The organism is Rhizobium sp. NPDC092011 (assembly GCF_044756305.1).
GTDB lineage: Bacteria > Pseudomonadota > Alphaproteobacteria > Rhizobiales > Rhizobiaceae > Rhizobium.
Genome location: NZ_JBIVSO010000010.1, coordinates 195,457 through 219,990, shown reverse-complemented (window position 1 = coordinate 219,990; position 24,534 = coordinate 195,457). Strand labels below are relative to the sequence as shown.

25 protein-coding genes are annotated in these 24,534 nt (G+C 60.7%); 13 read left to right on the top strand and 12 right to left on the bottom strand.

Translation table 11 applies throughout. From position 1 onward, the window contains the following. Positions 1-90 precede the first annotated feature (90 nt). Complete coding sequence (gene rbsK / locus ACIQJ2_RS29405) at positions 91-1,023, top strand: ribokinase (RefSeq protein ID WP_400672592.1); 933 nt, start codon at positions 91-93, stop codon at positions 1,021-1,023. A 182-nt stretch (positions 1,024-1,205) separates the two neighbouring features. Here rbsK and nadE read toward each other — a convergent pair whose 3' ends face one another. The 6 genes from nadE to ACIQJ2_RS29375 all read right to left on the bottom strand — a co-directional run bounded on the left by nadE (position 1,206) and on the right by ACIQJ2_RS29375 (position 8,015). Further along, complete coding sequence (gene nadE / locus ACIQJ2_RS29400) at positions 1,206-2,021, bottom strand: ammonia-dependent NAD(+) synthetase (protein WP_199150576.1); 816 nt, start codon at positions 2,019-2,021, stop codon at positions 1,206-1,208. A gap of 308 nt (positions 2,022-2,329) precedes the next feature. Then, on the bottom strand, positions 2,330-3,628 hold the full coding sequence (locus ACIQJ2_RS29395) for an L-fuconate dehydratase (protein ID WP_400672589.1): 1,299 nt from the start codon (positions 3,626-3,628) through the stop codon (positions 2,330-2,332). 90 nt (positions 3,629-3,718) lie between these two features. After that, complete coding sequence (locus ACIQJ2_RS29390; protein WP_199150574.1) at positions 3,719-4,663, bottom strand: ABC transporter substrate-binding protein; 945 nt, start codon at positions 4,661-4,663, stop codon at positions 3,719-3,721. Positions 4,664-4,755: 92 nt separating this feature from the next. Then, positions 4,756-5,757, bottom strand: coding sequence for an ABC transporter permease (locus tag ACIQJ2_RS29385; protein ID WP_400672586.1), 1,002 nt, complete (start codon positions 5,755-5,757; stop codon positions 4,756-4,758). Beyond that, on the bottom strand, positions 5,754-7,274 hold the full coding sequence (locus ACIQJ2_RS29380; RefSeq protein WP_400672584.1) for a sugar ABC transporter ATP-binding protein: 1,521 nt from the start codon (positions 7,272-7,274) through the stop codon (positions 5,754-5,756). Before ACIQJ2_RS29380 ends, ACIQJ2_RS29385 begins: the two co-directional genes overlap by 4 nt. Positions 7,275-7,283: 9 nt before the next feature. Beyond that, on the bottom strand, positions 7,284-8,015 hold the full coding sequence (locus tag ACIQJ2_RS29375; protein ID WP_199150571.1) for an SDR family oxidoreductase: 732 nt from the start codon (positions 8,013-8,015) through the stop codon (positions 7,284-7,286). Between the two features lie 155 nt (positions 8,016-8,170). Between ACIQJ2_RS29375 and ACIQJ2_RS29370 the strand changes: the two genes are divergently transcribed. Beyond that, positions 8,171-8,863: a FadR/GntR family transcriptional regulator gene (locus ACIQJ2_RS29370; RefSeq protein ID WP_400672581.1), complete on the top strand. Its 693-nt coding sequence runs from the start codon at positions 8,171-8,173 to the stop codon at positions 8,861-8,863. Between the two features lie 166 nt (positions 8,864-9,029). Here the strand turns inward: ACIQJ2_RS29370 and ACIQJ2_RS29365 are convergent, their stop codons facing one another. The 3 genes from ACIQJ2_RS29365 to ACIQJ2_RS29355 all read right to left on the bottom strand — a co-directional run bounded on the left by ACIQJ2_RS29365 (position 9,030) and on the right by ACIQJ2_RS29355 (position 11,323). Beyond that, positions 9,030-10,034, bottom strand: a complete 1,005-nt coding sequence (locus tag ACIQJ2_RS29365; protein ID WP_400672578.1) for a DUF4105 domain-containing protein — start codon at positions 10,032-10,034, stop codon at positions 9,030-9,032. A 39-nt stretch (positions 10,035-10,073) separates the two neighbouring features. Beyond that, on the bottom strand, positions 10,074-10,298 hold the full coding sequence (locus tag ACIQJ2_RS29360; RefSeq protein WP_400672576.1) for a hypothetical protein: 225 nt from the start codon (positions 10,296-10,298) through the stop codon (positions 10,074-10,076). A 113-nt stretch (positions 10,299-10,411) separates the two neighbouring features. Further along, on the bottom strand, positions 10,412-11,323 hold the full coding sequence (locus ACIQJ2_RS29355; RefSeq protein ID WP_400672573.1) for a LysR family transcriptional regulator: 912 nt from the start codon (positions 11,321-11,323) through the stop codon (positions 10,412-10,414). A 114-nt stretch (positions 11,324-11,437) separates the two neighbouring features. On the opposite strand from ACIQJ2_RS29355, the gene ACIQJ2_RS29350 reads away from it, so the two are divergent. Together ACIQJ2_RS29350 and ACIQJ2_RS29345 are read left to right on the top strand one after the other, a co-directional pair. Further along, positions 11,438-12,799, top strand: a complete 1,362-nt coding sequence (locus ACIQJ2_RS29350) for an MFS transporter (RefSeq protein ID WP_400672570.1) — start codon at positions 11,438-11,440, stop codon at positions 12,797-12,799. Positions 12,800-12,833: 34 nt separating this feature from the next. Next, positions 12,834-13,232 (top strand): DUF4440 domain-containing protein, encoded by a 399-nt coding sequence (locus ACIQJ2_RS29345; protein ID WP_400672567.1) that lies wholly within the window; start codon positions 12,834-12,836, stop codon positions 13,230-13,232. 164 nt (positions 13,233-13,396) lie between these two features. On the opposite strand, the gene ACIQJ2_RS29340 is transcribed toward ACIQJ2_RS29345, so the two are convergent. Beyond that, the gene (locus tag ACIQJ2_RS29340) at positions 13,397-13,795 is read right to left on the bottom strand and encodes a VOC family protein (RefSeq protein WP_400672564.1); all 399 of its coding nucleotides are present in this window, start codon (positions 13,793-13,795) and stop codon (positions 13,397-13,399) included. A 99-nt stretch (positions 13,796-13,894) separates the two neighbouring features. Between ACIQJ2_RS29340 and ACIQJ2_RS29335 the strand changes: the two genes are divergently transcribed. The 9 genes from ACIQJ2_RS29335 (at position 13,895) to ACIQJ2_RS29295 (ending at position 23,232) form a co-directional block, all read left to right on the top strand. Beyond that, complete coding sequence (locus ACIQJ2_RS29335) at positions 13,895-14,611, top strand: helix-turn-helix transcriptional regulator (protein ID WP_400672561.1); 717 nt, start codon at positions 13,895-13,897, stop codon at positions 14,609-14,611. A 255-nt stretch (positions 14,612-14,866) separates the two neighbouring features. Beyond that, positions 14,867-15,901: an ABC transporter substrate-binding protein gene (locus ACIQJ2_RS29330; RefSeq protein WP_199150563.1), complete on the top strand. Its 1,035-nt coding sequence runs from the start codon at positions 14,867-14,869 to the stop codon at positions 15,899-15,901. Between the two features lie 8 nt (positions 15,902-15,909). After that, entirely contained in the window at positions 15,910-16,725 is an 816-nt protein-coding gene (locus ACIQJ2_RS29325; protein ID WP_400672675.1) for an ABC transporter ATP-binding protein, read from the top strand. Further along, positions 16,722-17,555 (top strand): ABC transporter permease, encoded by an 834-nt coding sequence (locus ACIQJ2_RS29320; protein WP_400672558.1) that lies wholly within the window; start codon positions 16,722-16,724, stop codon positions 17,553-17,555. The genes ACIQJ2_RS29325 and ACIQJ2_RS29320 overlap by 4 nt, the downstream gene beginning before the upstream one ends. Before the next feature lie 25 nt (positions 17,556-17,580). Continuing rightward, the gene (locus ACIQJ2_RS29315; RefSeq protein WP_400672556.1) at positions 17,581-18,939 is read left to right on the top strand and encodes an FAD-dependent oxidoreductase; all 1,359 of its coding nucleotides are present in this window, start codon (positions 17,581-17,583) and stop codon (positions 18,937-18,939) included. After that, positions 18,936-20,093, top strand: coding sequence for a CaiB/BaiF CoA transferase family protein (locus ACIQJ2_RS29310; protein ID WP_400672553.1), 1,158 nt, complete (start codon positions 18,936-18,938; stop codon positions 20,091-20,093). The genes ACIQJ2_RS29315 and ACIQJ2_RS29310 overlap by 4 nt, the downstream gene beginning before the upstream one ends. Next, a complete protein-coding gene (locus tag ACIQJ2_RS29305; RefSeq protein ID WP_400672550.1) occupies positions 20,090-20,866 on the top strand; it encodes an enoyl-CoA hydratase-related protein in 777 nt (258 codons plus the stop codon). Before ACIQJ2_RS29310 ends, ACIQJ2_RS29305 begins: the two co-directional genes overlap by 4 nt. A 35-nt stretch (positions 20,867-20,901) precedes the next feature. Continuing rightward, the gene (locus tag ACIQJ2_RS29300; protein WP_199150656.1) at positions 20,902-21,825 is read left to right on the top strand and encodes a LysR family transcriptional regulator; all 924 of its coding nucleotides are present in this window, start codon (positions 20,902-20,904) and stop codon (positions 21,823-21,825) included. Positions 21,826-21,837: 12 nt separating this feature from the next. Further along, positions 21,838-23,232, top strand: coding sequence for an amidohydrolase family protein (locus tag ACIQJ2_RS29295; RefSeq protein ID WP_400672547.1), 1,395 nt, complete (start codon positions 21,838-21,840; stop codon positions 23,230-23,232). An 18-nt stretch (positions 23,233-23,250) separates the two neighbouring features. Here the strand turns inward: ACIQJ2_RS29295 and ACIQJ2_RS29290 are convergent, their stop codons facing one another. Both ACIQJ2_RS29290 and fdxA read right to left on the bottom strand, forming a co-directional pair. Then, positions 23,251-24,141 carry a dihydrodipicolinate synthase family protein gene (locus ACIQJ2_RS29290; protein ID WP_400672545.1) on the bottom strand — a complete coding sequence of 297 codons (891 nt, stop codon included), beginning with the start codon at positions 24,139-24,141 and terminating at the stop codon, positions 23,251-23,253. Positions 24,142-24,161: 20 nt separating this feature from the next. Further along, positions 24,162-24,503, bottom strand: a complete 342-nt coding sequence (gene fdxA, locus ACIQJ2_RS29285; RefSeq protein WP_199150653.1) for a ferredoxin — start codon at positions 24,501-24,503, stop codon at positions 24,162-24,164. Positions 24,504-24,534 lie beyond the last annotated feature (31 nt).

Below are 24,534 nucleotides of genomic sequence, written 5' to 3'. Positions count from 1 at the left end.
ATGCCTTGCGCAGCAGGCGCAGCACTGGCATGTCAGGGTGAGACGAGCGGACGGAGCCGCTTCGTCGGACTGTATATTGGGAGGAAATCGATGGATCGCGCCGATGTGGTCGTGCTTGGTACATTTGTGGCCGATTTGGCTTTCAAGGCGGAACGTATGCCGGTCATCGGCGAAACGCTGCTTGGCCGCGGCTTCGCCATGGGCCCCGGCGGCAAGGGATCGAACCAGGTAATCGCCGCGGCGCGCGCTGGCGCCAGGTCGGCGATGATCACCCGCATCGGTCGCGATGCCTTCGGGGAAATGGCGCGCAAGACTTGGGAACAGGATGATGTTGCGACCTCGCATGTGCTGGTCGACGACATCAGCCCCACAGGCGCTGCGTTTATTTTCGTGTCTGCGAAGAACGGGGACAATGCGATTATCGTCGAAAGCGGCGCAGCGGCCAATCTGAGCGTCGCCGACATTCGCGCGGCCCAATCGCTGATCGCCGGTGCAAAAGTCTTCGTAACGCAGTTCGAACAGCCTATCGATGCTGCCGTCGAAGGGCTCCGCATGGCCCGCGAGCATGGTGTCACAACGGTTCTAAATCCAGCACCGGCGCTTCCCGTGAGCGACGCCATATACGGCTATTGCGATTTCGTCACGCCGAACGAAACCGAGGCCGCCACATTGACGGGGATAGACACGAGCACGGACGAAGGTGCGTTGAAAGCAGCGACGAGCCTGATCGAGCGTGGGGCACGCAATGTGGTCGTCACGCTGGGCCCAAAAGGTGCATTGCTTCACGGCGCTGCCGGAACGCATTTCGTGCCGGCTTTCGACATCTCCAACGTTGTCGACACCACCGGTGCCGGCGACGCCTTCAATGGCGGGTTCGCGGCGGCCCTTTCGGAGGGGCTCCCGCCCCTCGAAGCCGTCCGGTTCGGCGCAGCCGTGGCGGGACTCTCGGTGCAGAAGTCGGGTACGGCGCCATCGATGCCGACCCGCTCCGAGATCGATTCATTCCTGCGCGAAAGGTCGTGATGCCCTCGAATCAGTCGACCGAGGGGGGACATTCCCAGGAAAATATTGGCCGGTTTTCCAAGCAGGATACGCGACGATAGGTCGACAGACCGTTTCCGCCATCCAGAGAAGGGCGGAAACGCTCAAGGGCAAAGCTCGGTGAGCAGTGCGGCGACAGGCTGACTGGTCTGCTCACCCGTCGATTACGGTGCGACGGGAAGCGCGCGCTTGTGCCGAGAGTTTCGATGTGTGGTCAGTATGCGTTCGCGGGCCTGGCCGTCGATGGATCCACCCTCCAGAAAATCATCGATCTGGTCATAGGTCACGCCATAGGCGTCCTCGTCCGGCCGCAAGGGGGCATTCGTCTCCAGATCCGCCGTCGGTACCTTGAAAATCAGGCTATCCGGGGCTCCCAACACCTTGCCCACGGCCCGGACGCGGCGCTTGTTCAGCCCTGCAAGCGGGAGGATGTCGGAAGCGCCGTCGCCGAATTTCGTGAAGAAGCCCATCAAGGCTTCGGCTGCATGGTCAGTACCGATAACCAGACCGCGCGCGGCTCCCGCGATTGCGTATTGGGCAATCATCCGTTCGCGTGCCTTCACGTTTCCGTGGTGAAAATCCGCGCGTTCACTTCCGAAAACGCCCGGAGCGCCGCGTTCGACCTCGGCAATCATGGCATCCGCGGCGGGCTTGATGTTCACCGTCACGGAACGATCCGGCCGGATTGCCGCCAGGGCGGCCTGTGCGTCGGCCTCATCGGCCTGGACGCCATAAGGCAGCCGCACGGCGATGAATTCGCAGGGATATCCACCGTCACGCAGCCTGCGGACCGCCGCCTGGGCGAGAAGAGCCGCCGTAAGGCTGTCGATCCCACCGCTGATGCCGAGAACATATGCCCGGGCGCCGCTGTTGCGTAGATAGTCTGCCAGGAAAGCCGTGCGTCGTTCGGCTTCCGTGCCGGCGTCGAATTGCGCGGAGACGCCCAATTCTTCGATAATCGCGGCTTGCTCATCCTGCATTGAGATGCTCCTTCGTGAAATCCAGACACTTGATATCTTCAGGAGCGGTTTCGGATCAAGTCAAAGCAGTGCACTCGACGAAGCATGGTTCATGACAAACTTTTCGTACGACCGCGCCGCGCCGAGACCGATCCCTTGCCTTTTCGCCGGGTGACGCAACGACAGACCGGATGCCAGTCTCATCGCCAGACGCGACTCGGCGTGAAGAAGATCGTCCCGACGCAGCGGCTCATCCATATCCCGGCGAATGCTCGCTTCGGCCGCCTATCCCGAATAGACCTCCGTCAGAGCCCGGACGCGTTTGCCCGTCAGCCGAGCTCGGAATGGCTTTCGCGACCCTTGAAACGATAGTCCATGCGCGACTGTGCCTTCATCTCGATCGAGAAACCTGGCGCATCGGGCGGCATATAGGCCGCATCCTTGATGACGCAGGGATGGAGGAAATGCTCGTGTAGATGATCGACATACTCGATGACCCTGCCCTCTTTCGTCCCGGAAACGCAGAGATAGTCGATCATCGACAGGTGCTGGACATACTCGCAAAGTCCGACGCCGCCGGCATGCGGCCAGACCGGCAAGTCGTATTTGGCGGCGATCAGCAGGACAGCGAGAACCTCGTTGAGGCCGCCCATGCGGCAGGCGTCGATCTGCACGATATCGATGGCCCCCTCGGCGATGAACTGCTTGAACATGATGCGGTTCTGGCACATCTCGCCGGTCGCGACCTTCATCGGCGCGACAGCCTGGCGGATCTTGCGATGCCCGGCAATGTCGTCCGGGCTTGTTGGCTCTTCGATGAAGAGCGGCTTGGAAAATGCCAGCTGGCCCAGCCAATCGATCGCCTGCGGCACGTCCCAGACCTGATTGGCGTCGATCATAAGATTACGGTCAGGGCCGATAATTTCTCTTACGATCGTCAGGCGGCGAATGTCGTCCTCCAGATCACGCCCGACCTTCATCTTGATATGATTGAAGCCGGCATCGATGGCTTCCTTGCAGAGGCGCCGCAGCTTTTCTTCCGAATAGCCCAGCCAGCCAGCCGATGTCGTATAGCAGCGATAGCCCTCGCGCTTTAAGGTCGCGATGCGGTCGGCCTTTCCGGCTTCCGCGCGCTTCAAAATATCAAGCGCCTCGTCCGGTGTCAGCACGTCTGTCAGATAGCGGAAGTCCACGATCTTCAAGATTTCTTCAGGCGTCATGTCGGCCACAAGCTGCCATACGGGCTTGCCTGCCTCCTTCGCCAGTAGATCCCAAATGGCGTTGACGACGGCGCCTGCCGCAAGATGCATGGCGCCCTTGTCGGGACCGATCCAGCGCAACTGGCTGTCGCCGGTCAGCCGGCGCCAGGCTGCGCCCGGATTTGCACGAACCTCGTCAAGATCGAGCCCGACGAGAAGATGACGCATGGCCTCGATCGCAGCGCAGCAGATCTCGTTGCCGCGACCGATGGTGAAGGTCAGCCCATGTCCATCAAGACCACGATCGGTTTCCAAGATGACATAGGCAGCCGAATAGTCCGGATCCGGATTCATCGCGTCCGAACCGTCCAGATGCTGCGAGGTCGGAAAGCGTAGATCTAGCACCTTCAGATCGGTGATGACGGTCATAAATATCTCCTGGGGCGACGGCAACGCCCGGCACACCTGGCCGGATGCGGGTAAAGAGGGGCACCGGCCGTGCCGGCACCCCGTTTAAGTTTACTTGTAGAGAACGGCGGCGATCTTCGGATCGTCGATGTTCGACTTGTCGTACCAGTAGAACCCGGTATCGATGTGTTTGGGCAACGTCTCGCCCTTGGTGGCCTTCACCGCTGCTTCGACGGTCTTGTAGCCGATACCGACGGGATTCTGGGTGATGGAACCGGCGATGGTGCCGTCCTTGATCGCGTCGATCTGACCGGCGCCGGAATCGTAACCGATGACCACGACCTTGCTTTCGGCTTCCTTCTTGCCGATGGCGACGCCGAGCGCGGCACCCTCATTGGTGCCGAAAATGCCCTTGAGCTTCGGATGCGCCTGGATGATCGCCTTGGTGATGTCGGCCGATTTCGTGTGGTCGCCGCCGCCATACTGGATGTCGACGATGGTGATCTTCGGATATTTGGCCGCAATTTCGCCCTTGAACCCTTCGACACGATCAACGCCCGTGGTGCTCGTCTGATCGTGCCCGACGATCGCGACTTCGCCCTCGCCGCCGATCAACTCGGCCATCTTGTCGGCGGCAAGCGCTGCTGACGCCTTGCTGTCGGTCGAGGCCGTGGTCAGCGGATAATCGCTATCGACGCCGGAATCGAAGGCGATGATCGGGATCCCTGCATCCTTGGCCTGCTGGACCAGCGGAATGGCGGCCTGGCTGTCGAGCGCCGCAAGGCCGAGGGCAGCGGGCTTCTTGGCAAGGGCGGCCTGGATCATGTCGAGCTGCTGGTTGATGGCGGATTCGCCCTCTGGTCCCTCGTAGCTTACCGTTACGTCGAGGTCCTTGGCGGCCTGTTCGGCGCCCTGGCGCACGGCCTGCCAGAACTGATGCTGATACCCCTTCGAGATCAGCGCGATGTAGGGCTTGTCGGCGGCGTGGGCCATGCCGACGGTGCCGAGGAAAGCGGCTGCGGACATAAGTCCGACAATAGTACGTCTGGTAATCATAACTCCTCCTGTGGGTTAAATTCGATTGGCTTGCATGCGGGCGTTCTGCCTCTTTTTGACTGTCTCAACTCTCGACGGGCGCAGTTGGGTGATCAGGCCTTCTTGCGCCAGAAGATGTCCGAATAAACAGCGAGAATGATGATGAGCCCGGTCACCATGACCTGCTTTTCGGAGGCCATGCCGTAGAGGCGCAGGCCGTATTGCACCACGCTCATGACGAAGGCGCCGATCATGGTGCCAAGCACGGTCCCACGTCCTCCGGCGAGCGAGGTTCCGCCGATGACGACAGCGGCGATCGCATCGAGTTCGAAGCCCATGCCCTGCGCAGGCTGCGCCGAGTTGCCGCGCGAGGCGATGAGCAGGCCCGCGATTGCGCAGATCCCGCCGGCGACCGCATAGACCATCATTTTCCAGCGATCGACGTTGACGCCAGACAAGCGAAGAGCCTCTTCGTTCGAGCCCAGTGCAAAGATGAAGCGCCCGAACAAGGTATTTGCCAGAACGAAGGCAATCACGATGGCGACGATCGCCATGATCAAGGCGCTGTTGGCGATCGGCAGGCCGGGAATGATGTCCTTGATGATCGAGCCGCTGGCGATCTGCTGAAATTCCGGCGATTGGGTAAAATAGATCGGCTTGGTGTTGGTGATCTGCAGCGACAGTCCCTTGTAGATCAGCATCATGCCAAGCGTCGTGATGAAGGGAGGGATTTTGGCATAGGCGATCAGGAAGCCGGACACGCCACCGCATACCACACCGGTAAGGATCGCGCCGACCACGCCAAGCGGCATCGGCAGGCCGAGCCAGGTGATGAACACACCGGCTGCAACCGCGCAGAAGGTCATCAACGTGCCGATCGACAGGTCGATGCCGCCGGTGATGATGATCATGGTCGCGGCTATTGCAAGCGTGCCGTTGACGGCCGTCGAAGTGAGAATGTTGGTCAATGTGCTGACCTGAAGGAAATCCTCGGGCTTCACTGCGGCGAAGAGGACGATCAAGACGACCAAGCCACTGAACGCGAGAAGCTTCTGTCTCGAATCGGAAATCCTTTCCTTCAGCGTTCTTTCATCGCTGTCGACGTTCGAGGTCATTCGCTTCTTCCTTCTGTGATGGCGCCGTCGCGCAGCGTAGCCAGATGCATGATCTCCTCCTGCGAGGCCCTTGCCGGCAGAAACCCGGTCAACCTGCCCTCGCACATGACCGCAATGCGATGGCTGAGCCGCAGGACCTCGGGCAATTCGGACGAAATGACGATGATGGCCTTGCCCTCTGCGGCAAGTTCATTCAGCAGGCGATAGATCTCGGACTTGGCGCCGATGTCGATGCCGCGCGTCGGCTCGTCGAAAATCAGAATGTCGCAATCGCGCAGCAACCACTTGGCAATGACCACCTTTTGCTGATTGCCGCCGGACAGGAAGCGCACCTCCTGGCGATCGGAAGGCGTCTTGATGGCAAGGTCGCCGATATAGCGCCTGGCGATGCGCTGCATCGCGCTTTCGTTCAGAAGGCCGCCGCTTCGCACAAAGCGCGACATGCTTGCCATTGCGATATTGTTGCGGACATCCATGCCGACCAGCAGGCCGTAGCGCTTGCGGTCCTCCGAAAGATAGCCGATGCCAGCCCGCACCCCATGTTGGGGCGAACGGATGCGGACGGGTTTGCCATGCACCAGCACCTCTCCGGAGACCAGCCGGTCGGCGCCAAATATGGCCCTCGCGACTTCCGTGCGGCCCGCACCCATCAAGCCGGCGAAGCCGAGAATCTCGCCGCGTCGCAATGTAAAGGAGACGTCGCGCACCATCGTTCCGCGATTGAGCCGCCGTGCCTCGAGTACGATCGGGCTCTGCGAAAGATCCGGCGGTGTCGCAAGCTCACTGGTAATTTCCCGCCCGACCATCATTGAAATGATTTTGCCGACTTCGGTGGTCTTGGCATCGACGGTATCGACGTAGGAGCCGTCGCGCATGACGGTCACCCGATCGGCGATGCGCTTTATTTCGTCCATCTTGTGGGAGATGTAGACGATGCCGACGCCTTCGCTTTTCAGCCGGTTGATGATGTCGAAGAGGTCGTTGACCTCCGCATCATTCAGAGCCGCCGTCGGCTCATCCATGATGAGGATTCGCGACCGATAGGAGAGCGCCTTGGCGATTTCGACCATCTGCTGCTTGGCGATCGTCAAGCTCTCGACCATGGCTCTCGGGTCGAGATTGAGCCGCATCGAGCGGAATATCTCGCGGACCCGCTCATTGAGCTTGCGCTCGTCCAACAGCAGTCCGAAGGCACGACGGGACTCGCGTCCGATCAGGATGTTCTGAGCCGCCGTCAGATGCGGCATCAGATTAAGCTCCTGATGAATGATGCCGATGCCGGCGTCCCTCGCCTTTGCCGGCGAGTTGATCTCGAGCTTCTGACCGCCGATCAATATCTCGCCCGCGTCCGACTGGTAGATGCCGGCGAGTATCTTCATCATCGTCGATTTGCCGGCGCCATTTTCTCCCATAAGCGCATGCACTTCGCCGGGGCGCAGCTCGAAGCGGGCATTCTGGAGCGCGCGCACGCCCGGGAATGTTTTGTCGATACCGGTCATGGAGACGAGAGCGTTCATCTTATCGCCTCAAGCCGTCCAGCCGCCGTCGATGACGTGGATTTGTCCCGTCGTGTAGGTCGCGCCGGCGAGATACAGGGCAAGATCCGCAACCTCTTCGGCCGTCCCGATCCGGCCGATCGGCTGGCGGGCGATGAAGGCTCGGCGGGCGGCCTCGTAGTCGCCTGTGGCTCGCAACCGTTCCTGCAGCGACGGGCTGTCGACCGTGCCGGGACAGATCGCATTGCAGCGAATGCCGTGCGCGACATAGTCCCCGGCGATCGATTTGGTCAGCCCGATCACCGCCGCCTTGCTGGCCGAATAAACGAAGCGGTTCGGAACAGCTTTCACCGACGATGCAACGGTCGCCATGTTGATGATCGCGCCATCCTTGCGTTCGATCATGCCCGGCAATACCGCCTTGATCGTGCGCACCTGAGCTTTCAGGTTGAGATCGAGCGCGAAATCAAGTTCGGCCTCGGTGCTTTCAAGGATCGTCCCGCCATGAACCACGCCGGCGCAATTGAACAAGATATCGATGCGACCGATCTCGACGACTAGAGCGTCGACAGCCGCCGTATCCAGAACATTCAAGATCCGCGTTTCTATTCCGGACTGACCGCGCAGTTCGTCGAGCACATCCTTGTTGATGTCGGTCGCATAGACACGACCGCCGGCGGCGGCAAAGGCCAGGGCGGCGGCGCGGCCAATACCTTGCGCCGCTGCAGTCACGAGACATGTCTTGCCCGTTAGATCCGTCATATCCGCTCCTCCGTCAGACAGCCATTCCCGTGTCGCTGACTGCTCAACTACGGTACAGCCACCTTGCTGTCAAGTGGCCTGACCACCAGGAAGGCAAGTTGACAGCGAACGTCGTTTCTTCCAAATATTTGCGATCAGCGGGACACCACACGACTATGAAACTTCAAGCGGTATCGAACCGGAAGCTATATCTTCAAATTGCAGACCAGATTCGCGAGCAGATCGCTGACGGTACGGCGCGCCACGGCGATCAGCTTCCGTCCGAGCGCGAGCTCGCATCAAGCCTCGGCGTATCGCGCCCGACCGTACGGGAAGCTTTGATCGCCCTTGAAGTGGCCGGCTTGATCGATGTCCGCGTCGGTGTAGGCGCGTTTGTGAGCACCCCGAACCAGCCCGTCGACAGCCTTCCCGAAACGGGCCACTCGCCGCTTGAAGTGATGGCCGTGCGCCGGCTGCTGGAGCCGGCGGCCGCCGCGTCGGCAGCTGAGAATATCGACGAAGCCGGAAAATCAAGACTGGTTGCGATCGCCAAGCATATGCGAGCCGAAACGAAGAGCGGTACCTGGTCTCCTGAGAACGACCGCGCGCTGCATCTGACGGTCGCCGAAGGCAGCGGCAACGCCTTGCTGCGTGAGTTGCTGGATCAATTGTGGAACTCCAGATCGGATGATGTTGACGAGAGGTTCCACCGGCATCTTGCGGATATGGAGAGTGTTCGCCAACACATCATGGCCGACCATGATCGCATCGTTCATGCCATTGTCGCGGGCGATGCGATGGCCGCGCGAAACGCCATGGACGCTCATCTGGCCTTTGTCGAAAACGCTATGCTGACCATCTGGGATTGAGCCGCAGATCGAGGCCGGTCGCTACTACGCTCGCCGGCGAGCAGACGGCAATACTCAAGGCCGACTGGTCTCCGACAGGGTCAGGCCGGTGACCGGCGAAGGCACTTTGCGGCTGGACCAGGAGTGGCAAAGCGAGACCGAGCGCATGCGCAAGACGATCTCGCCGCTATTTGTTCGGGTCCGGTAGGCCCTCTCTGATTGCCGCCGAAAAGCCCGGCATGAGGCCGAACGCCTTGGCCCGAGCATTGATGCGCGAACGCTCGCGCAGCTCTGCCAGCGGCAGACGCGTGTCGACACGCTGCTGATCGTAGAGATAGCCGGGCAGATAACCGTTGACCAGCAAGCGCCAGTCGAGCGGTACCTTGGCGCCGACAAGCCGCAGGATCCGGACAATGGCCGTCGTGCAGTTGGTGGTGATCGAATTGTAGAATTGCGGTTCGGCGGCAAGCGCATTCGCGTCGTTAACATAGCCGACTAAAATGGCGCGAACATCCTCAGGCGATACTTTCAAACGATAGAGATGCACACCCTCGCCGCGCACATTGGTGCGCAGCCCGATGACATCGCGCTCGTCGGCGGCGATCACGATGAGCGTATCGGTCTTGAAGGCATCGGCAATCGGCGAATAGGATCCGCCTACCGGGTATCGTACTTCGATGGACCAGGCGATCTGTTCACCGTCTTCGAAACCGAAGCTCATCATCGTATGCGCCATCGTAGGGCCGGCCCAATAGGACATGAACAGATCGACGCTGCGCAGCTTCGACAGATCGTAGCTGCGCGTTTCCCATTTTTCGGTATGGTCGGTCGCGGTACGCCAGTCGAAGTTGCGCACATCAGTTAGAACCAGGCGGTCGCCTTCGATCTTGCCGGTGACTTGCCGCGCATCCTCCGGCAAGAAGGCGACCCCGACTGGCGGCGTGATGGTGCTCCACCAGATCAGAACCGCGGCAAATGTGGCGGCAAAGATGACAAAGACAAGCCATCGCAGCCTTGTGAACAGGGCAATGAGCGTCAGCAATCCGAAGAAGCAAAAAAGCGCGGCAACGGCCAGGCGGCCGGATTGCGGCATCGGCAGGCGGTAGAAGGATGCGAGCGCCGTCCAGGTGCTTGCCAAGACAACGGCCAGAAACAGGAAAGCAACCACGACAAAAAGACCAATACGGCGCATGGGAACTCCGGGATGTGGCGTCATCTGGCATTGTGGCGGTCACAGGACCTTCGTCGTGCGATCCGCAAGTGTTTTAGGGACATACCTCGAATGAAAGCTTCGCGCCGCCCCGATACGCTCCTTTGTGAACCATTCGCCGCCAAGGCGCAATTGCAACGACAGCCGCCGCCGATCCACGAAAGCGACCGTTTCAACGCCGGGCACCGGAGCGGACGCAACATTCATCATGCCGGAATAGCCGGTCTCCTTAGATTCGACGGCCATCGATCGGTAGCAAACACTGGCATTCCGACGCAAAATCGATGAAGCGCCACCCTTACACAATCAGAGGCCGCAACAGGAAGGGGACGGCGTTGGTTGAGAGCGCTGTGGCAAAGTCAATGGCGGAGATGATCCTTGAGGAACCGGAGCCATGCCCGAATTTTCTGGGGAACGACATGTACGGGCAGATGCATCGCATAGATTTGCTGGTCGGGGAAACGATAGGACGGCAGGACATCGATCAAGGCTCCGCTGCCGAGTTCCGGCGCGATGAACCAATCCGGCAGAAGCGCAACGCCCGCGCCGGCAATGGTCAGCGCCTTAACCACCGATGCGTTGTTGACGAGAAATCGAGACCTGCGCGGCACCTCGAACAGGCATTCGCGCCCGTTGCCATCGAGCATGGTCCAACTTTTCACATGTTCGACGGTGGCGTTGCCGACATACGGCAGCGCACTCAACATCGCGGGCGTGTCGACAATGGTCTTCTCAAGTCCTGCAACGAGCTCAGGGGACGCAACGGGCCGCAGCCTATATGTCGCAAGACGCACACCCGCATAGGGCGACGTCTGGAATTGCTCGTTGCGTCCCATGCGGATCGCCACGTCGAACCGCTCCCGCAACAAATCGACATTCGTCGAGCTCGCTTCGAATTGGACATCGAGATCGGGATGGAGCGCGGTGAATTTCTGAAGTGCCGGAGCGATCACCGCGACGCCATATTCGACAGTGGATGTCAGCCGCAAACTCCCGCTCAGCCCTGTTTGATCCATCCGCACCTCGCAGATCGCTTCGTCAGCCTCGCTCAGAATGCGAAGGCAGCGCGCATAGAACCGTTCACCGGCATCGGTCAGGGCTAGGCTGCGCGTGGTGCGGTGAAGGAGCGTGACGCCCAATTCACTTTCGAGCTGCTTGACATTGAAACTGACGGCGGCTCTCGCCTGATTGAGCTGCCGGGCGGCCGCGGTGAACGATCCGGTTTCCACCACAGCCCGGAAAACGGCCAGGCGATCGAGACTAACCCCCATCTCTTTCCTCCGATTGGTAAAAAAATACGACAGATGATGTCGAATTGTATCGTCTGGTCCAGCGATAGGAAAGCGAATATCCCGGCAAGCGTGTTTCCAATCAAAGGCTTTTCCTTGTCTGTCCGCTCCCGTATAGCCACGCTTTATCTTCTAGGCTTTGCCGTCGATCTCGCGAACATGTTCATCTTCAACGCCGCTCTGCCGGCGTTGCAGCGGGAGCTCAGCGCATCGGTGGCGCAGCTCACCTGGGTCGGCACCATCTATATGCTTGGCCTGACGGTCGCCATTCCATTGGGGAGCTGGCTTGCCCGACGGATCGGCGAACGTCGCGTGTTCGTTGCCTCGCTGCTCATCGTGGCGGTGGGCGGCATCGGCGGAGGCTCTGCCAGCGGGATGACGGCGCTTCTCGCCTGGCGGCTGGTTCAGGGTCTGGGCGGAGGACTGCTTGTGCCGGTCGGTCAGAGCATGGCCTATCGCGCCTATCCGCCGGAGGACCGTGCCCATCTGACGGCGGTGGTCATGACCGTTGCGCTGCTGGTGCCGGCACTCTCGCCGGCCATCGGTGGCATTGCCGCCGATCGCGTCTCCTGGCGCTGGGTGTTTGTCGGCATTGCACCGCTTGCCGTGGCGATTGCCGCGCTGACCCTTGCCTGGGCCCCGGCTCAGAGACCGACGGAAGCCAAGCCGGCGCTTGATATTCCCGGCTTCTTGCTGAGCGCCATGACCTTATTTTGCCTGCCCTTGGGCCTGACGCTCGTCAGCCAAGCGGGAAACACCCTTCACGCCGCAATCGCTCTTGTTGTCGCAGCCGTGGCGGGCGCAAGCTATGTCCATCATGCATTACGCTCGCCCGAGCCGCTGCTCGATCTGCGCCTGCTGTCCGATCCGATGCTCAGGACCGGCAGCATCATCTATCTTTGTGTGCCAGGCGTGTTCACGGGCGTGAACCTGGTCGCCTCCCTTTACCTGCAGGATCGCCTGGGGCTGACGGCTACCGAGACCGGAATGCTGATGCTTCCATGGGCCGGCGCATCCTTCGTCGGGATCATGTCGACCCGGCGGCTGTTTGCCTCGCGAGGTCCGCGACCACTCTTTGCGGTCGGCATGGCCGTCACCTCAGCCGGCGTGCTGCTGCTGGCCACACCATTCGCCGGATTGCTGTTCGTCAGAATCGCCTCCTTCGTCGGAATGGGGTTCGGAGCAAGCCTTTGCACGAGCACAGCACAAACGGCAGCCTTCACCTCGATTCGAACAGAGCGGATGGCGGAGGCAAGCGCGCTTTGGAATATCAACCGACAGCTCAGTTTCTCTCTCGGTGCAAGCGTGCTCGGTGGCCTGCTCGGCTTCTTTTTCGCGGTCGGCGGCAACACGGGCGATACCATGCCGTACCGATATTGCTTCGTGATTGCGGCCGTTCTGATCGTACTTCCGCTACCCCTCGTTCTGCGCCTGCGATCTGGCGGCCAGCATGCGTGATCATCGTCCAACCTCACCCGGCAAGGAGCCGAATATGACCGATACCAACAAACTGTTCAGTGAGATCATCGACACCTGCGCCGCGATCGAACACTGGTTCACCGGAACGGCCAAGCCTGCAGATCTTGCCTTGCTGCTTGAACATTTCTCGCCCGAATTCCGCATGATTTCGATGCAGGGGAGCGTTCTCAACAAACGGGCCGTAGCCGATTTCTTTGGTCCGCTACGCGGAAAAAGCCCGCAGCTGCGGATCGTAGTCGACGAGATCGAAATCGTTCGCCAATGGGCTGAAGGTGCCTGCCTTACCTATCGCGAGACGCAGGCGGATGCCGATGGAATTCAAACCATCAGGCGCTCGACCGTCGTGCTGGAAGCTTTCGCCGGCGAACCGCTCCGGTGGCGGCACCTGCACGAAACGCCGGTTTCAGCTTAACCAGCCCCACCGCAGTCCTCCGCCAGCGATTGAGGACCATCGGATGGCAGGCAATATCACAGACGGCATATCGTGGCCGGACGCGGCAAATGCCGGAGCACATCCAATCGCGACAGGCAACGGGCGGTTCGATCTCAGCCCGTTGCTTCAACGATGGCCGACCCTCAACGTGTGGCGAAGCGCTGTTTCGCAATGTCGGTAACGGGCGTGTAGAGGCTGACGAGCGTCCCCTCCGGATCACGGAACTGCGCCGCCTTGTTGCCCCAGGGCATCATTTTCGGCGCATGCACGACCTCCGCATGGTCCTTTATCCTCAGGAAATCGCGCTCGACATCATCGACCTGAAACTCGATGATGAGAGATCGATTGGCGCCGGGCTCGGCGCTCCCCTCCTTGAACAGGGCGACGGTCTCGTCGCTGCCGATGGCAAGTGTTGCGGTGGGAGTGACGATTTCGGCAAAGACGGGTGCCAGCCACTCGGCTTTTTGGTCTGTGACCATCTCATAGAAGCTGACGATCTTCTTGATGTCGGCAGCGATCAGGCGGGTGGACGCTAATTTCACGGGCTATCTCCTTCAAGAGGCGCACAAGATCACAGGCGCCGAGAAGGCACTTGTCGCACAAGCCTGTTGCCACCATACTGGCAGCAGGAGTCAGTAAGCATGCGCCGCGCCGACCGTTTGTTTCAAATCATCCAAATCTTGCGCCGATCGAGCCGACCGGTGACCGCCGCTGCGCTTGCGGAGGAGCTCGAGGTCTCAAAGCGAACGGTCTATCGCGATGTTGCGGATCTCATTAGCCAACGGGTTCCGATCGAAGGTGAAGCGGGCTTCGGATACATCCTCTCCTCCGACTACGATATGCCGCCGCTCATGTTGACACGCGAGGAGATCGAAGCGGTGATGCTCGGCGTGCAATGGGTCGCGGGGCGGGCCGACAAGACCCTCGCCAATGCCGCCAGCGATGTCGCTGCCAAGATCGCCGCAACTGTTCCCGAACACCTGCGCCCTTACATTGTCGAACCGAGCGTCGGCGCCAAGCCGATGACCCAGAAACACGAAGACGAAACCATCGATCCGTCGATGCTTCGGGCTGCCGTGCGCGAGGGGAGGAAACTTCGGCTGCGCTATCGGTCGGATGCCGGCGAGGAAACGCTGAGAACCGTATGGCCCGTTATCCTCGGCTACTCGGAAACCAGCCGCATTCTCGTGGCGTGGTGCGAATTGCGGCAGGGTTTTCGCCATTTCCGCACCGATCGGATTCTCGCCGCGGATATGCTCGACGAAGCACATGGTCTTCGCCCTGGTGAGCTGCGCCGACGCTGGTCTGTCTGGCGAGACGCGATCCTGCAGCAACCCGAGCGCACCGTCGCCGGCTGATCGACAAGAGCGATCGTCGATCCGGCCCCTTCGCAGGGTATTTCATCCTATCCATGGGCGAGAATTAAGGTGACATCCCAGCGTGCCGAAGCCCCTCTTGCCAAACGCCGCCCATCGGCAATGGCGTTGCCGTTTTGGCAATCGATAATACGCATAATTGTTCTTTATTAGAACGCCAAATTCCCGCATCATCCCATCATTGGTGGATAAAGAGACGAAAAGTCCGATCGCCCAATCAACAGGGGAACTATCAGAATGTCTCAATTCATGATGAATCGCCGCCGTTTTCTGTCAAATGCTGCGTTAGTCGGAGGCCTTGCTGCAACCCAAACCTTCGTTGGCATCCGCGCCGGCAAGGCGGCCGATGTCGCCGAGGTCCGCATGCAACTCGGCTGGCTTGCCTCCAACGGTCTACTCGGCGAGGTTGCGGCCCAGAAAAAAGGCTTCTTCGCCGAACAGGGTATCAACCTTACCATCGTACCGGGCGGCCCGAATGTCGATGGCGTCGCCGGCGTTGCCGCCGGCCAGTCCGCAATCGGGCAGATCTCTTCAAGCCCTTCCGTGATGCTCGCCCGCTCCGCCGGCATGCCCGTGAAAGCGTTTCTGGCCGGATACCGTAAGCATCCATTTACATATTTCTCGTTGAAGAAATCACCGATCCGTGAACCGAAGGACATGATCGGCAAGACCATCGCCACCCAGCCGACCGCATTTATCCTTCTGCGCGCCCTCCTCGCCCAAAATGGCATTCCGGAGGATAAGGTAAAGATGGTCAATATGGGTTCCGATATGAACCAGCTGGTCACCGGCCAGGCCGACGCCGTGACCGGCTGGGTGACGAATACCAATGCCTTGAAGGTGCTGGGCGACGAACGCGTCGATATGATGCTGTGGGACGCCGGCCTGAAACTCTACGCTAACGTCTATTACACGACCGACGAGCAGCTCGACAAACATTCCGATGTGCTGGTGCGCTTCACCACAGCCGCCGCAAAAGGCTGGGGCTATGTTCGCGAACATCCCGAAGAAGCCGTCGACATGCTGGTCGAAGCCTATCCCAATTTCGACAAGGCGAGCGAGCTTGAGGCCGTGCATCCCGTCATCGACTTTTCGTTCGGCGACAGCACCAAGCAGACAGGCTGGGGTGCGATGAACAAGGACAATTGGGAGGCGCAGATCAAGGCCTATGCCGATCTCAAGCAATTTACCGGCGCCACTCCGACGGTAGACGACGTCGCCACTATGGCGATCCTCGACGCCACAACCGAAATCCGCAAGCAAATCGGGTGACCGTCATGATGAGCGCCACCATCATCCAGCAGCCACAACCATTGCCGGTTGCCGAAACGGCAAGGCTTGCCGTTTCCATCCGCGACCTCGACATCCGCTTCGGCGACAAGGGCAATGAATTCACTGCCCTCTCCAATGTTTCGGTCGACATTCCGGAAGGGTCGTTCGTCACCATGCTCGGGCCGTCCGGCTGCGGCAAGTCGACCCTGCTGCGCTGCATTGCCGATCTCGTTCACATCAGTGATGGTTCGGTTTCGGTATTCGGTCGCCCACCACGACAGGCACGCGAGGGACGGGACTTTGCCTTCGTTTTTCAGGAAGCGACATTGCTGCCGTGGCGCAGCGTTATCGACAATGTCCGCCTTCCCCTTGAAGTGGGCAAACACGACAAAAGTTCCTATGCCGACCCCATGGAACTGCTGGCGCTTGTCGGCCTGAAGGGGCGTGAAAATGCCCTGCCGCACGAGTTGTCAGGCGGCATGCGCCAGCGTGTCGCCATCGCCCGCGCCCTGGTGACAAAGCCGCGCATCCTGCTGATGGACGAGCCTTTCGGTGCGCTGGACGAAATCACCCGCGACAAGCTCAATGAGGAGCTGCTGCGCATCTGGCGCGAGACGGGCACGACAATCGTCTTCGTCACCCACTCCATCCCCGAGGCCGTCTTCCTCGGCGAGCATGTGCTGATGCTTCAGGCGCACCCGGGCAGGGTGAAGGAATTCATGAAGGTCGACCTCCCCTATCCGCGCGCACTTGCGATGCGCGATACCGTTGATTTCATCAGGGTGACCGCGCATCTGCGCGCGCTGCTGGAGGAATGCATATGAGCAATGCCGTCCACTCCGACATCGGCCGCATCGCCAAGGCACCGCGCAAGGTCGCCGTCCTCGACGCAACCGTTGGCGTCGTCTCCTCGCACATGCCGGCGATCCTCGCGGCACTCGGCTGCATCGTGCTATGGCAGGCGGTTATCTGGATCTTCAAGATCCCGACCTTCATGGCGCCAAGCCCTCTCGACGTCCTTTATGCCTTTCGCGACAATGCCGCGACACTGACACGAAACCTCCTACCCACAGTGCTCGAAGCCGTTCTCGGCTTCGTCTTCGGCAACGTCATTGCCATCCTCCTGGCGATCTGGTTCGTCCATAGCGCCACGGCGGAGAAGGCCTTCTATCCGATCGCCGTCTTCGTCAAGGCGATCCCGATCATCGCGCTTGCCCCAATCCTGGTCCTGATCTTCGGAAACGGCATCGCCCCGAAGATCATCATCGCCGGCCTCATCTGCTTCTTCCCGACGCTGGTCAACATGGTCCAGGGACTTCGTTCCGCAAGTCCTGCCATGCTCGATCTGATGCGGGTGCTATCGGCGAGCAACTCCGAAATCCTCTGGAAGGTTCGCCTCCCCAGTTCGCTGCCGTTCCTATTCGCCGCCTTGAAGATCGCGGCAACCAGCAGCGTCATGGGGGCAATCGTGGCGGAGTGGATCGGTTCCAGCTTCGGGCTCGGCGCGCTCATCATCGAGGCGACCTATAATTTCCGCTCGCCGCTGCTTTACGCAACTGTTGTCATCGCTGCACTTTTGGCCGTGATCCTCTTTTTCATCGTCTCGATTGCAGAGGCGAAGATAATCCGCTGGAAGCCGGCCGGACAACACTGAAACCAAAAACATCGAGGAAACACCAATGGAACAGGTTATTCGCCAGCCTGCACGGGATATCCGTGTCGTCGATCGCTCCGATGTGGTTGTCGTCGGCGGAGGTCCGGCCGGGATTGCCGCAGCCGTTTCGGCAGCGCGCAACGGCGCAAGCGTCACTCTCCTTGAGCGCTATCCCTATGTCGGCGGGCTTGCTGCCGGGGGCATGGTGCTGGTGCTCGACGACATGATCAACGAGCTCGAAATCACCGTGCGCGGCATCTGCATGGAAATGATCGAGCGCATGCAGCGCTGGGGGCTCTGCGTGACGCCGACCGACCGCGATCGCCTGATCGAATTTCGCGACACGCCGGAGGCCTGGCAGCGTTGGGCGCGTTGGGGGCTGTTCGACTTCCACACGCAGTCGATGCCGCATCCGATCTGCTTTTCGGCCGCCTTCGATCCCGACGCCTTCAAGCGCGCCGCCTATGACATGATCGGCGAAGCCAAGATCAAGCTTAGAACCCATAGCTGGTTCTCCTCGGCGATCGTCGAGGGTGGAGCAATCAAGGGCGTGATCTGCCAGACGAAAGAGGGCATGCAGGCGATCCTCGGCGATGTCGTCATCGACACGACGGGCGATCTCGATGTCGCGGCAAGCGCCGGCGCTTCCCATGTCGAATCCAATTTCATCCTGACGACGGTGTCGCGTTGGGGTGGGATCGATACGGAGGCAGCTGAGCGTTTCGAGCGGCAGGAGCCCGAAGCTTTCAAGGCGCTCGATCACGAAGCCAAGCGGCTGATCGGTGGGTGCTGGTCCTTCTGGTGGCTGAAGACGCCGCTGCCCGGCGTCGTCTGGCTGAACTGCCCGCACATGCCGACGCTAAGCGGCCTCAAGGTCGAAGACCTGACCAAGGCGGAGATGGACGGCCGCGCGCGGATCGCCAAGCTACTCGACTTTGCCCGCGAAAAGATGCCGGGGTTCGAGAATGCCTATGTCGTCGATTTCGCGCCGCAGACCGGCGTGCGTCAGACACGCTTGTTGCAGGGCGATTATGTGGTGACGAAGGACGACGTCATGACCCGCCGCCATTTCACCGACACGGTCTGCCGCGGCCGCGACTACTACACGCCCTATCGCTCCATGCTGCCGAAGGAGGTCGACCAGCTGATCGTTGCTGGCCGGCACTATTCGGCAACACCGCAGGCGCAGAAGTCCAGTCGCGAGATCCCCCCCTGCATGGCAATGGGCGAAGCGGCAGGTGTCGCCGCAACCGTTGCCCTCAACGCCGGAACGACCGTGCGCAAGGCCGACATCCGGGCAATTCAGAAGCAGATGCGGGCCCAGGGCGCCGATCCCGGCGACATACCCTCGGAAAACGCGACATATTTGGAGGCAGCAGAATGACGACTTTACCCCTCGACGGTATCCGCGTGATCGATTTCACCCAGGTGATGCTCGGCCCCTCCTGCACGCAGGTCCTGGCCGACTATGGCGCCGAAGTCATCAAGATCGAGAAGGTGAAGATCGGCGATCTCTCGCGCTGGTCGCTCGGCTCGGATCCCGACGGGCTCAACAACCCGGTCTTCTGCTCCCTGAACCGCAACAAGAAGAGCCTGGCCTTGGATCTGAAAGAGCCCAGCGCCCGCAAGACAGTCCAGGTGCTGCTCGAAACGGCCGACGTGGTCGTCAACAACTTCCGACCCGGTGTCATGGAGCGCATGGGTTTCGGCTATGAGGACCTGAAAAAGATCAATTCTCGCCTGATCTATGCCGTCGGCACCGGTTTCGGGCTGACCGGCCCCTACCAGCACAAGGGCGGCCAGGATGTACTGGCGCAGGCGGTTTCCGGCGTCATGCGCCGCAAGTCGGACAATAGCCACCCGACGTCGATCTACGCGACGCCGCTCGCCGATTATTCCGCCGGCATGCATCTCGTCCAGGGCATTCTGCTCGCCCTTTTACAACGCGACAAGACGGGCGAAGGCCAGCAAGTTGCCGTCAGCCTCTACAACTCCATGATCGCCATGCAGATGCAGGAAGGCACGACGCATCTGATGCGGCAGAGGGATCTGAACTGGGGGGCCTTCCCGCTGACCGGCGTCTTCGAGACGACGGACAGCGCAATCGTCATGGTCGGCGCCTTCAAGCCAAATCCGTTGCGCGACATCTGCGAGGCGCTCGAGATCGAGGACCTCTCGCAATATCCGCAATACAAGGATTTCGATGCACAGATGGCGCGGCGGCCGGAGCTGCAGGCGATCTTTCGTGAGAACTTCGCCAGGAACAGTACCGACCACTGGATCGCACGGCTGGAGGGCGTCGACATCCTCTGCGCACCCGTGCGCTCGCTGCCCGAGGCACTGAAGGACGAACAGACGATCATCAACAAAATGATCCTGGAGGCAGGCGAAACAGCAGCCGGCCCGATCCGCCTGATCGGCTCGCCGATCGACATGTCGGCCGCCCAGGTGACGGTGCGGATCTCACCGCCGCAGCTCGGCCAGCACAATGACGAGATTCTGGCGTCGCTTTCCGCAGTACAGGGAGACGCGGCATGAGCATCTCCTTCACGGTTAAGGACCGCGTCGCCCGCGTCACGCTTGATCGGCCCGACCGGATGAACGCCGTCGATGCCGAAACCGAAGCGGAACTCGAGGCGATCTGGACAGAGATCGAAAGACGCGACGACATCAGCTGCGTCGTGCTGACCGGCTCCGGCGAAAAGGCCTTCTGCGCAGGCGCCGATCTGAAGGGCGGCAGCGGCAGTTCCGGTGTCGACTACTGGACGGTCGGGCGGGAAAACGGGTTCGGCGGCCTTGCCTTCCGTCGCTCGCTGGACGTGCCCGTGATTGCCCGCGTCAATGGTTATGCGCTTGGCGGTGGATTCGAGATGGTGCTCGGCTGCGACATCGTCATCGCCGTGGAAACGGCACGCTTCGGCCTACCGGAGGCTCGCGTCGGCCGCATGCCGCTCGATGGCGGCATGGTGCTCCTCCAGCGCAAGATCCCTTTCAACCGCGCCATGGCCGTCATGCTGACCGGTCGGCAGTTCAGCGCGCAGGAAATGGCAAGCTATGGCATCATTAACGAGGTTGTGTCGGCTGCCGAACTCGATGCCGCCGTCGATCGCTGGACCTCCGACATCGTCGCCTGCGCACCATTGTCGCTGCGCGCCATCAAGCAGACGGTCAATCGCACCGCGCATTTGAGCCCGGCCGAGGCTCAAGCGCTCAGGACACCGGCGCTCATCAAGGCGTTGAAAAGCGAGGACGCCATGGAAGGTGTAGCGGCATTTCGGGAGAAGCGAGCGCCCGTTTGGCGCGGCATATAGGCGTGCTATAGCTTCGAGATCGCCGAGGGCTTTTCATGCATGCCAGCATCCTGAAGTATTTTGCCGAGGTCGCGCGCTCCGGATCGATCCGCAAGGCATCCGAAGAGCTGCATGTCGCGACCTCGGCCGTCAGCCGCCAGATCAAGAAACTGGAAGACGAGCTCGGAACACCGCTGTTCGAGCGCTTCTCCGATGGGCTCCGGCTGACATCGGCCGGCGAAATCGTGCTGCGCCACGCCAAGGAGACGCTGCACGAATATGAGATCATGAAGTCCAATCTCGGCGATCTCCACGGCAAGAATACCGGCCGCGTCCACATCGCCGCCCTGGATAGCTTGGCGATCCAGTTCCTGCCGGAATTCGTCTCCGGCTTTCACAAGAGGCATCCGGCCGTCGATTTTCGCATCCGCACCGATAACTACAACAATATCTTCCGCTTTCTCGCCGAAGGTGACGTCGACATCGGCGTCACCTTTGATCTTGCCCGGCCGCATGACATGAAGCTGATCCATGGCGTGCGCATGCCGTTGATGGCGATCGTCGCCAAGACACATCCGCTTGCCCGGCAAAAGTCAGTGACACTGCAGGAATGCGCTCAGTTCAACATGCTGCTTCAGCTCGATAACGAAGTCATGAGTTCGATGATCGCAGTCGAACTCGGTGCGCTTAACCGCGTCGGGCGCACGCTTGTCGCGACGAACAATCAGATGATGCTGAAACCGATGATCCTTGCCGGCGAAGGTGTCGCCTTCTTCACACCGCTGGGCCTGCTGCGCGAGCTGGAGGCCGGCGACGCCGTCGCGCTTTCGATCGCGGGGTCGAAGCTGCAGGACCTCGAAGTCGGCATCGTCGTGTCGCGCCGCCGCCAACTCACCCATGCAACAGAGGTCGTCGCCCAATCGATGGGCGAGGAATTGTCGAAATTCGCCGGGAAGATCAACACGCTGGTCTCGCGATAGAGGAAAGCCAACATGACCGTGCGACTGCTGCTCAATCCGGGTCACGAACCTGCTGAAAGGATCGAGCAAGGGGCAAACCTGCCGCCGGCGCTCCAATCCGTTCGTCTCAATCCCGGCGATCTCGTCATCCCCTCGCCCGTCAACGCCCATGACCATGGCTATGGCATCCGCACCCTCGATTTCGGCGCTGTCGACGATGCGCTTGAGGTCTGGATACCGGGCCTCCGGCTGCGGCCGCGCACCGACCCCTACCTTGAAGCGCTGGTCGCCTTTGGCCGGTTAGCCAGGGCAGGGATCGGCGCGACGATGCATTGTCACAACTCCCTGAATGCCGACCGTCTGGTCGATGAGGCGAGCGCGGTCATGCGAGCCGCTGGCGATGTCGGCATTCGGCTTGCCCTCTCCTGCCCGTTGCTCGATCATGATGCATGGGCCTATGATGGCGGTCCGCAGCGATTGCAGCCTTTTCTGCGCGAAGACGACTGGCATGCGCTTTCCGGAACCATTCCCAATTATGCATCCGTCGATACACAGCTCGCCGCTGTCGAGGCCGTTGCAGCGGCCAATACGAACCCATTGATCGACGTGCAATACGGACCTATCGGACCGCAATGGTGCTCGAACGCGCTTCTGGAGGCGATTGCCGAGGCTTCGGCGCTTCATGGCCGGCGCATTCATATGCATCTGCTCGAGAGCCCGCGCCAGCGCATATGGCTCGATCGACGCTTTCCCGATGGTATCGTCCCCTATCTCGACAGGATCGGCTTCCTGTCGCCGCGTCTCGCCATTGCCCATGGCGTTCAGCTGCGCCCGGATGAACTGGAGCTGCTTGCCGAACGCGGTGTGCAACTGGTCAGCAATCCCTCGGCCAATCTGCGCCTGCGCTCGGGCATTGCTCCGATCGCATCTACGATCGAACATGGCGGCCCAGCCTTTGCCATCGGCCTCGACGGCACCGGACTGGACGACGATCAGGATCTCTGGCGGGAAATGCGGCTCCTCTATCTGCTGCAGGGCGGGCACGGCCTGTCGCGACGGCTGGGGGCCTGTAACCTGTTCGATGCGGCAATTAAAGTCGGCCGTCAGGTGATCAACGCAGCGGGCGCGGGGGATTTCACGATCATCGACTATCAGGCGCTGATCGCCGACGCGCTGTTCGACGACGTCGACGAGGCGGAAATCCTGCTGAACCGCATGAGTGCCCGTTATGCCACGGGGCTCGTGGTCGCCGACCGGGAAATCATGCGCAACGGACTGCTGACACGCGTCGATTTCGACGCGGCCCTCTGCGAACTGCTGGCACAGGCGAGAACCGATCTGCCGAGGCTCGAAAGACAAAGGCCTCTCGTCAGCGCCCTTTCGGCGGCGACCCGCGCTTATTATGCGAGTTGGCCCGGCAGCGCGTGAAACCGGGCCAAAACAACATCATGCGTCGGCCAGTGTCCTGACATTCAATGCATTAAGAGCATCGAGCCTCTTTTTGTCGGTAATCGGCAGCTGCGGTGGCAAAAGTCTGTTCCAGACGACATTTCCGGTGCGTCTGCCGACAAGATGCTTGACCGCGGGAATGAGAGGATGGGCGGCGATCGCCTGCCGCAGCCCACGTACCTGCTCCAGCAGCCCGGCATTTTTCTGATCGCGCCACAGCTGCTGTGACGAGCCGGGATCGATATTGACGGTCGCGGAGATGCAGCCCGCATAGCCATCGCGATCGACATCGGCAAGCGCCGCCTCATTGCTCGGGAACACGGCGAAACCCTCGATCTTCGCAAGCTCCCGCGCATAACCAAGATTGCCGGAACTGTCCTTCGCCCCATGAACCCGCTCCGGAAAGGCCTGTGCAAGCCGGGCCGATAGAGCCGGCGAGAACTCGATGCCGGTCAGTTGCGGGAAATTGTAGAGATAGATCGGAACCGGGGTTTCAGCCGTCATTCTCACAAGCTCGGCAAACCAGGCAAATAGTCCGTCTTCTTCCACCGGCTTGTAGTAATAGGGTGGCAGTACGAGCGCTGCTGCAAAGCCGAGATCGAAGGCGCGCCGCGTCAGCGCCACCGTCGTCTCGAGATCGGGCGTGCCGGTACCGACCATCAGCCTGTCGGCATCCAATCCCTGTGCCGCCTTCACCATGAGAGAGCTTCGCTGGGCAGCCGAAAGGGAATTGGCTTCGCCTGTCGTGCCCAGCACGTTCAGAAAATCGCAGCCATTGTCCAGGCACCAGCGACCATGCTCGATGAAAGCGTCCGTATCAATATCGCCGTGTTTGTCAAACGGCGTCGTCACGGCGGCGATCACGCCGGCAATCCGGGTCTGCGTCACGAAAGGCTCCTCCCTGCTTATTAAACTCGGTTTTCAGACTGGTCGCGATAGGCCGCAACGAAAGGGTGATCGAGGCTGGTCGTACGGCTCTTGTCCCAGCCGCCGGGCGCGCCCCAGCCTGTGACGTCGTCGGCAAAAAAGTCGCGATTGACGTCACGCAGGAAGAGCCGCTCCACCGGCATTTCCTCGTCCCACAAGATAGCGTCGACCGGGCATACGGAAAGGCAGAGCCCGCAATTGATGCATTCGTCCGGCTGGATGTAGAACATCCTGCCGCCCTCGTAGATGCAGTCGACGGGACAGGCGACCGTGCAGGCTCCATCCTTCGTGTCGATACAGGGTTCGGTAATCACGTAAGCCATGATGCTCGCCTCGCAGCGCTCTCAAGGGCGC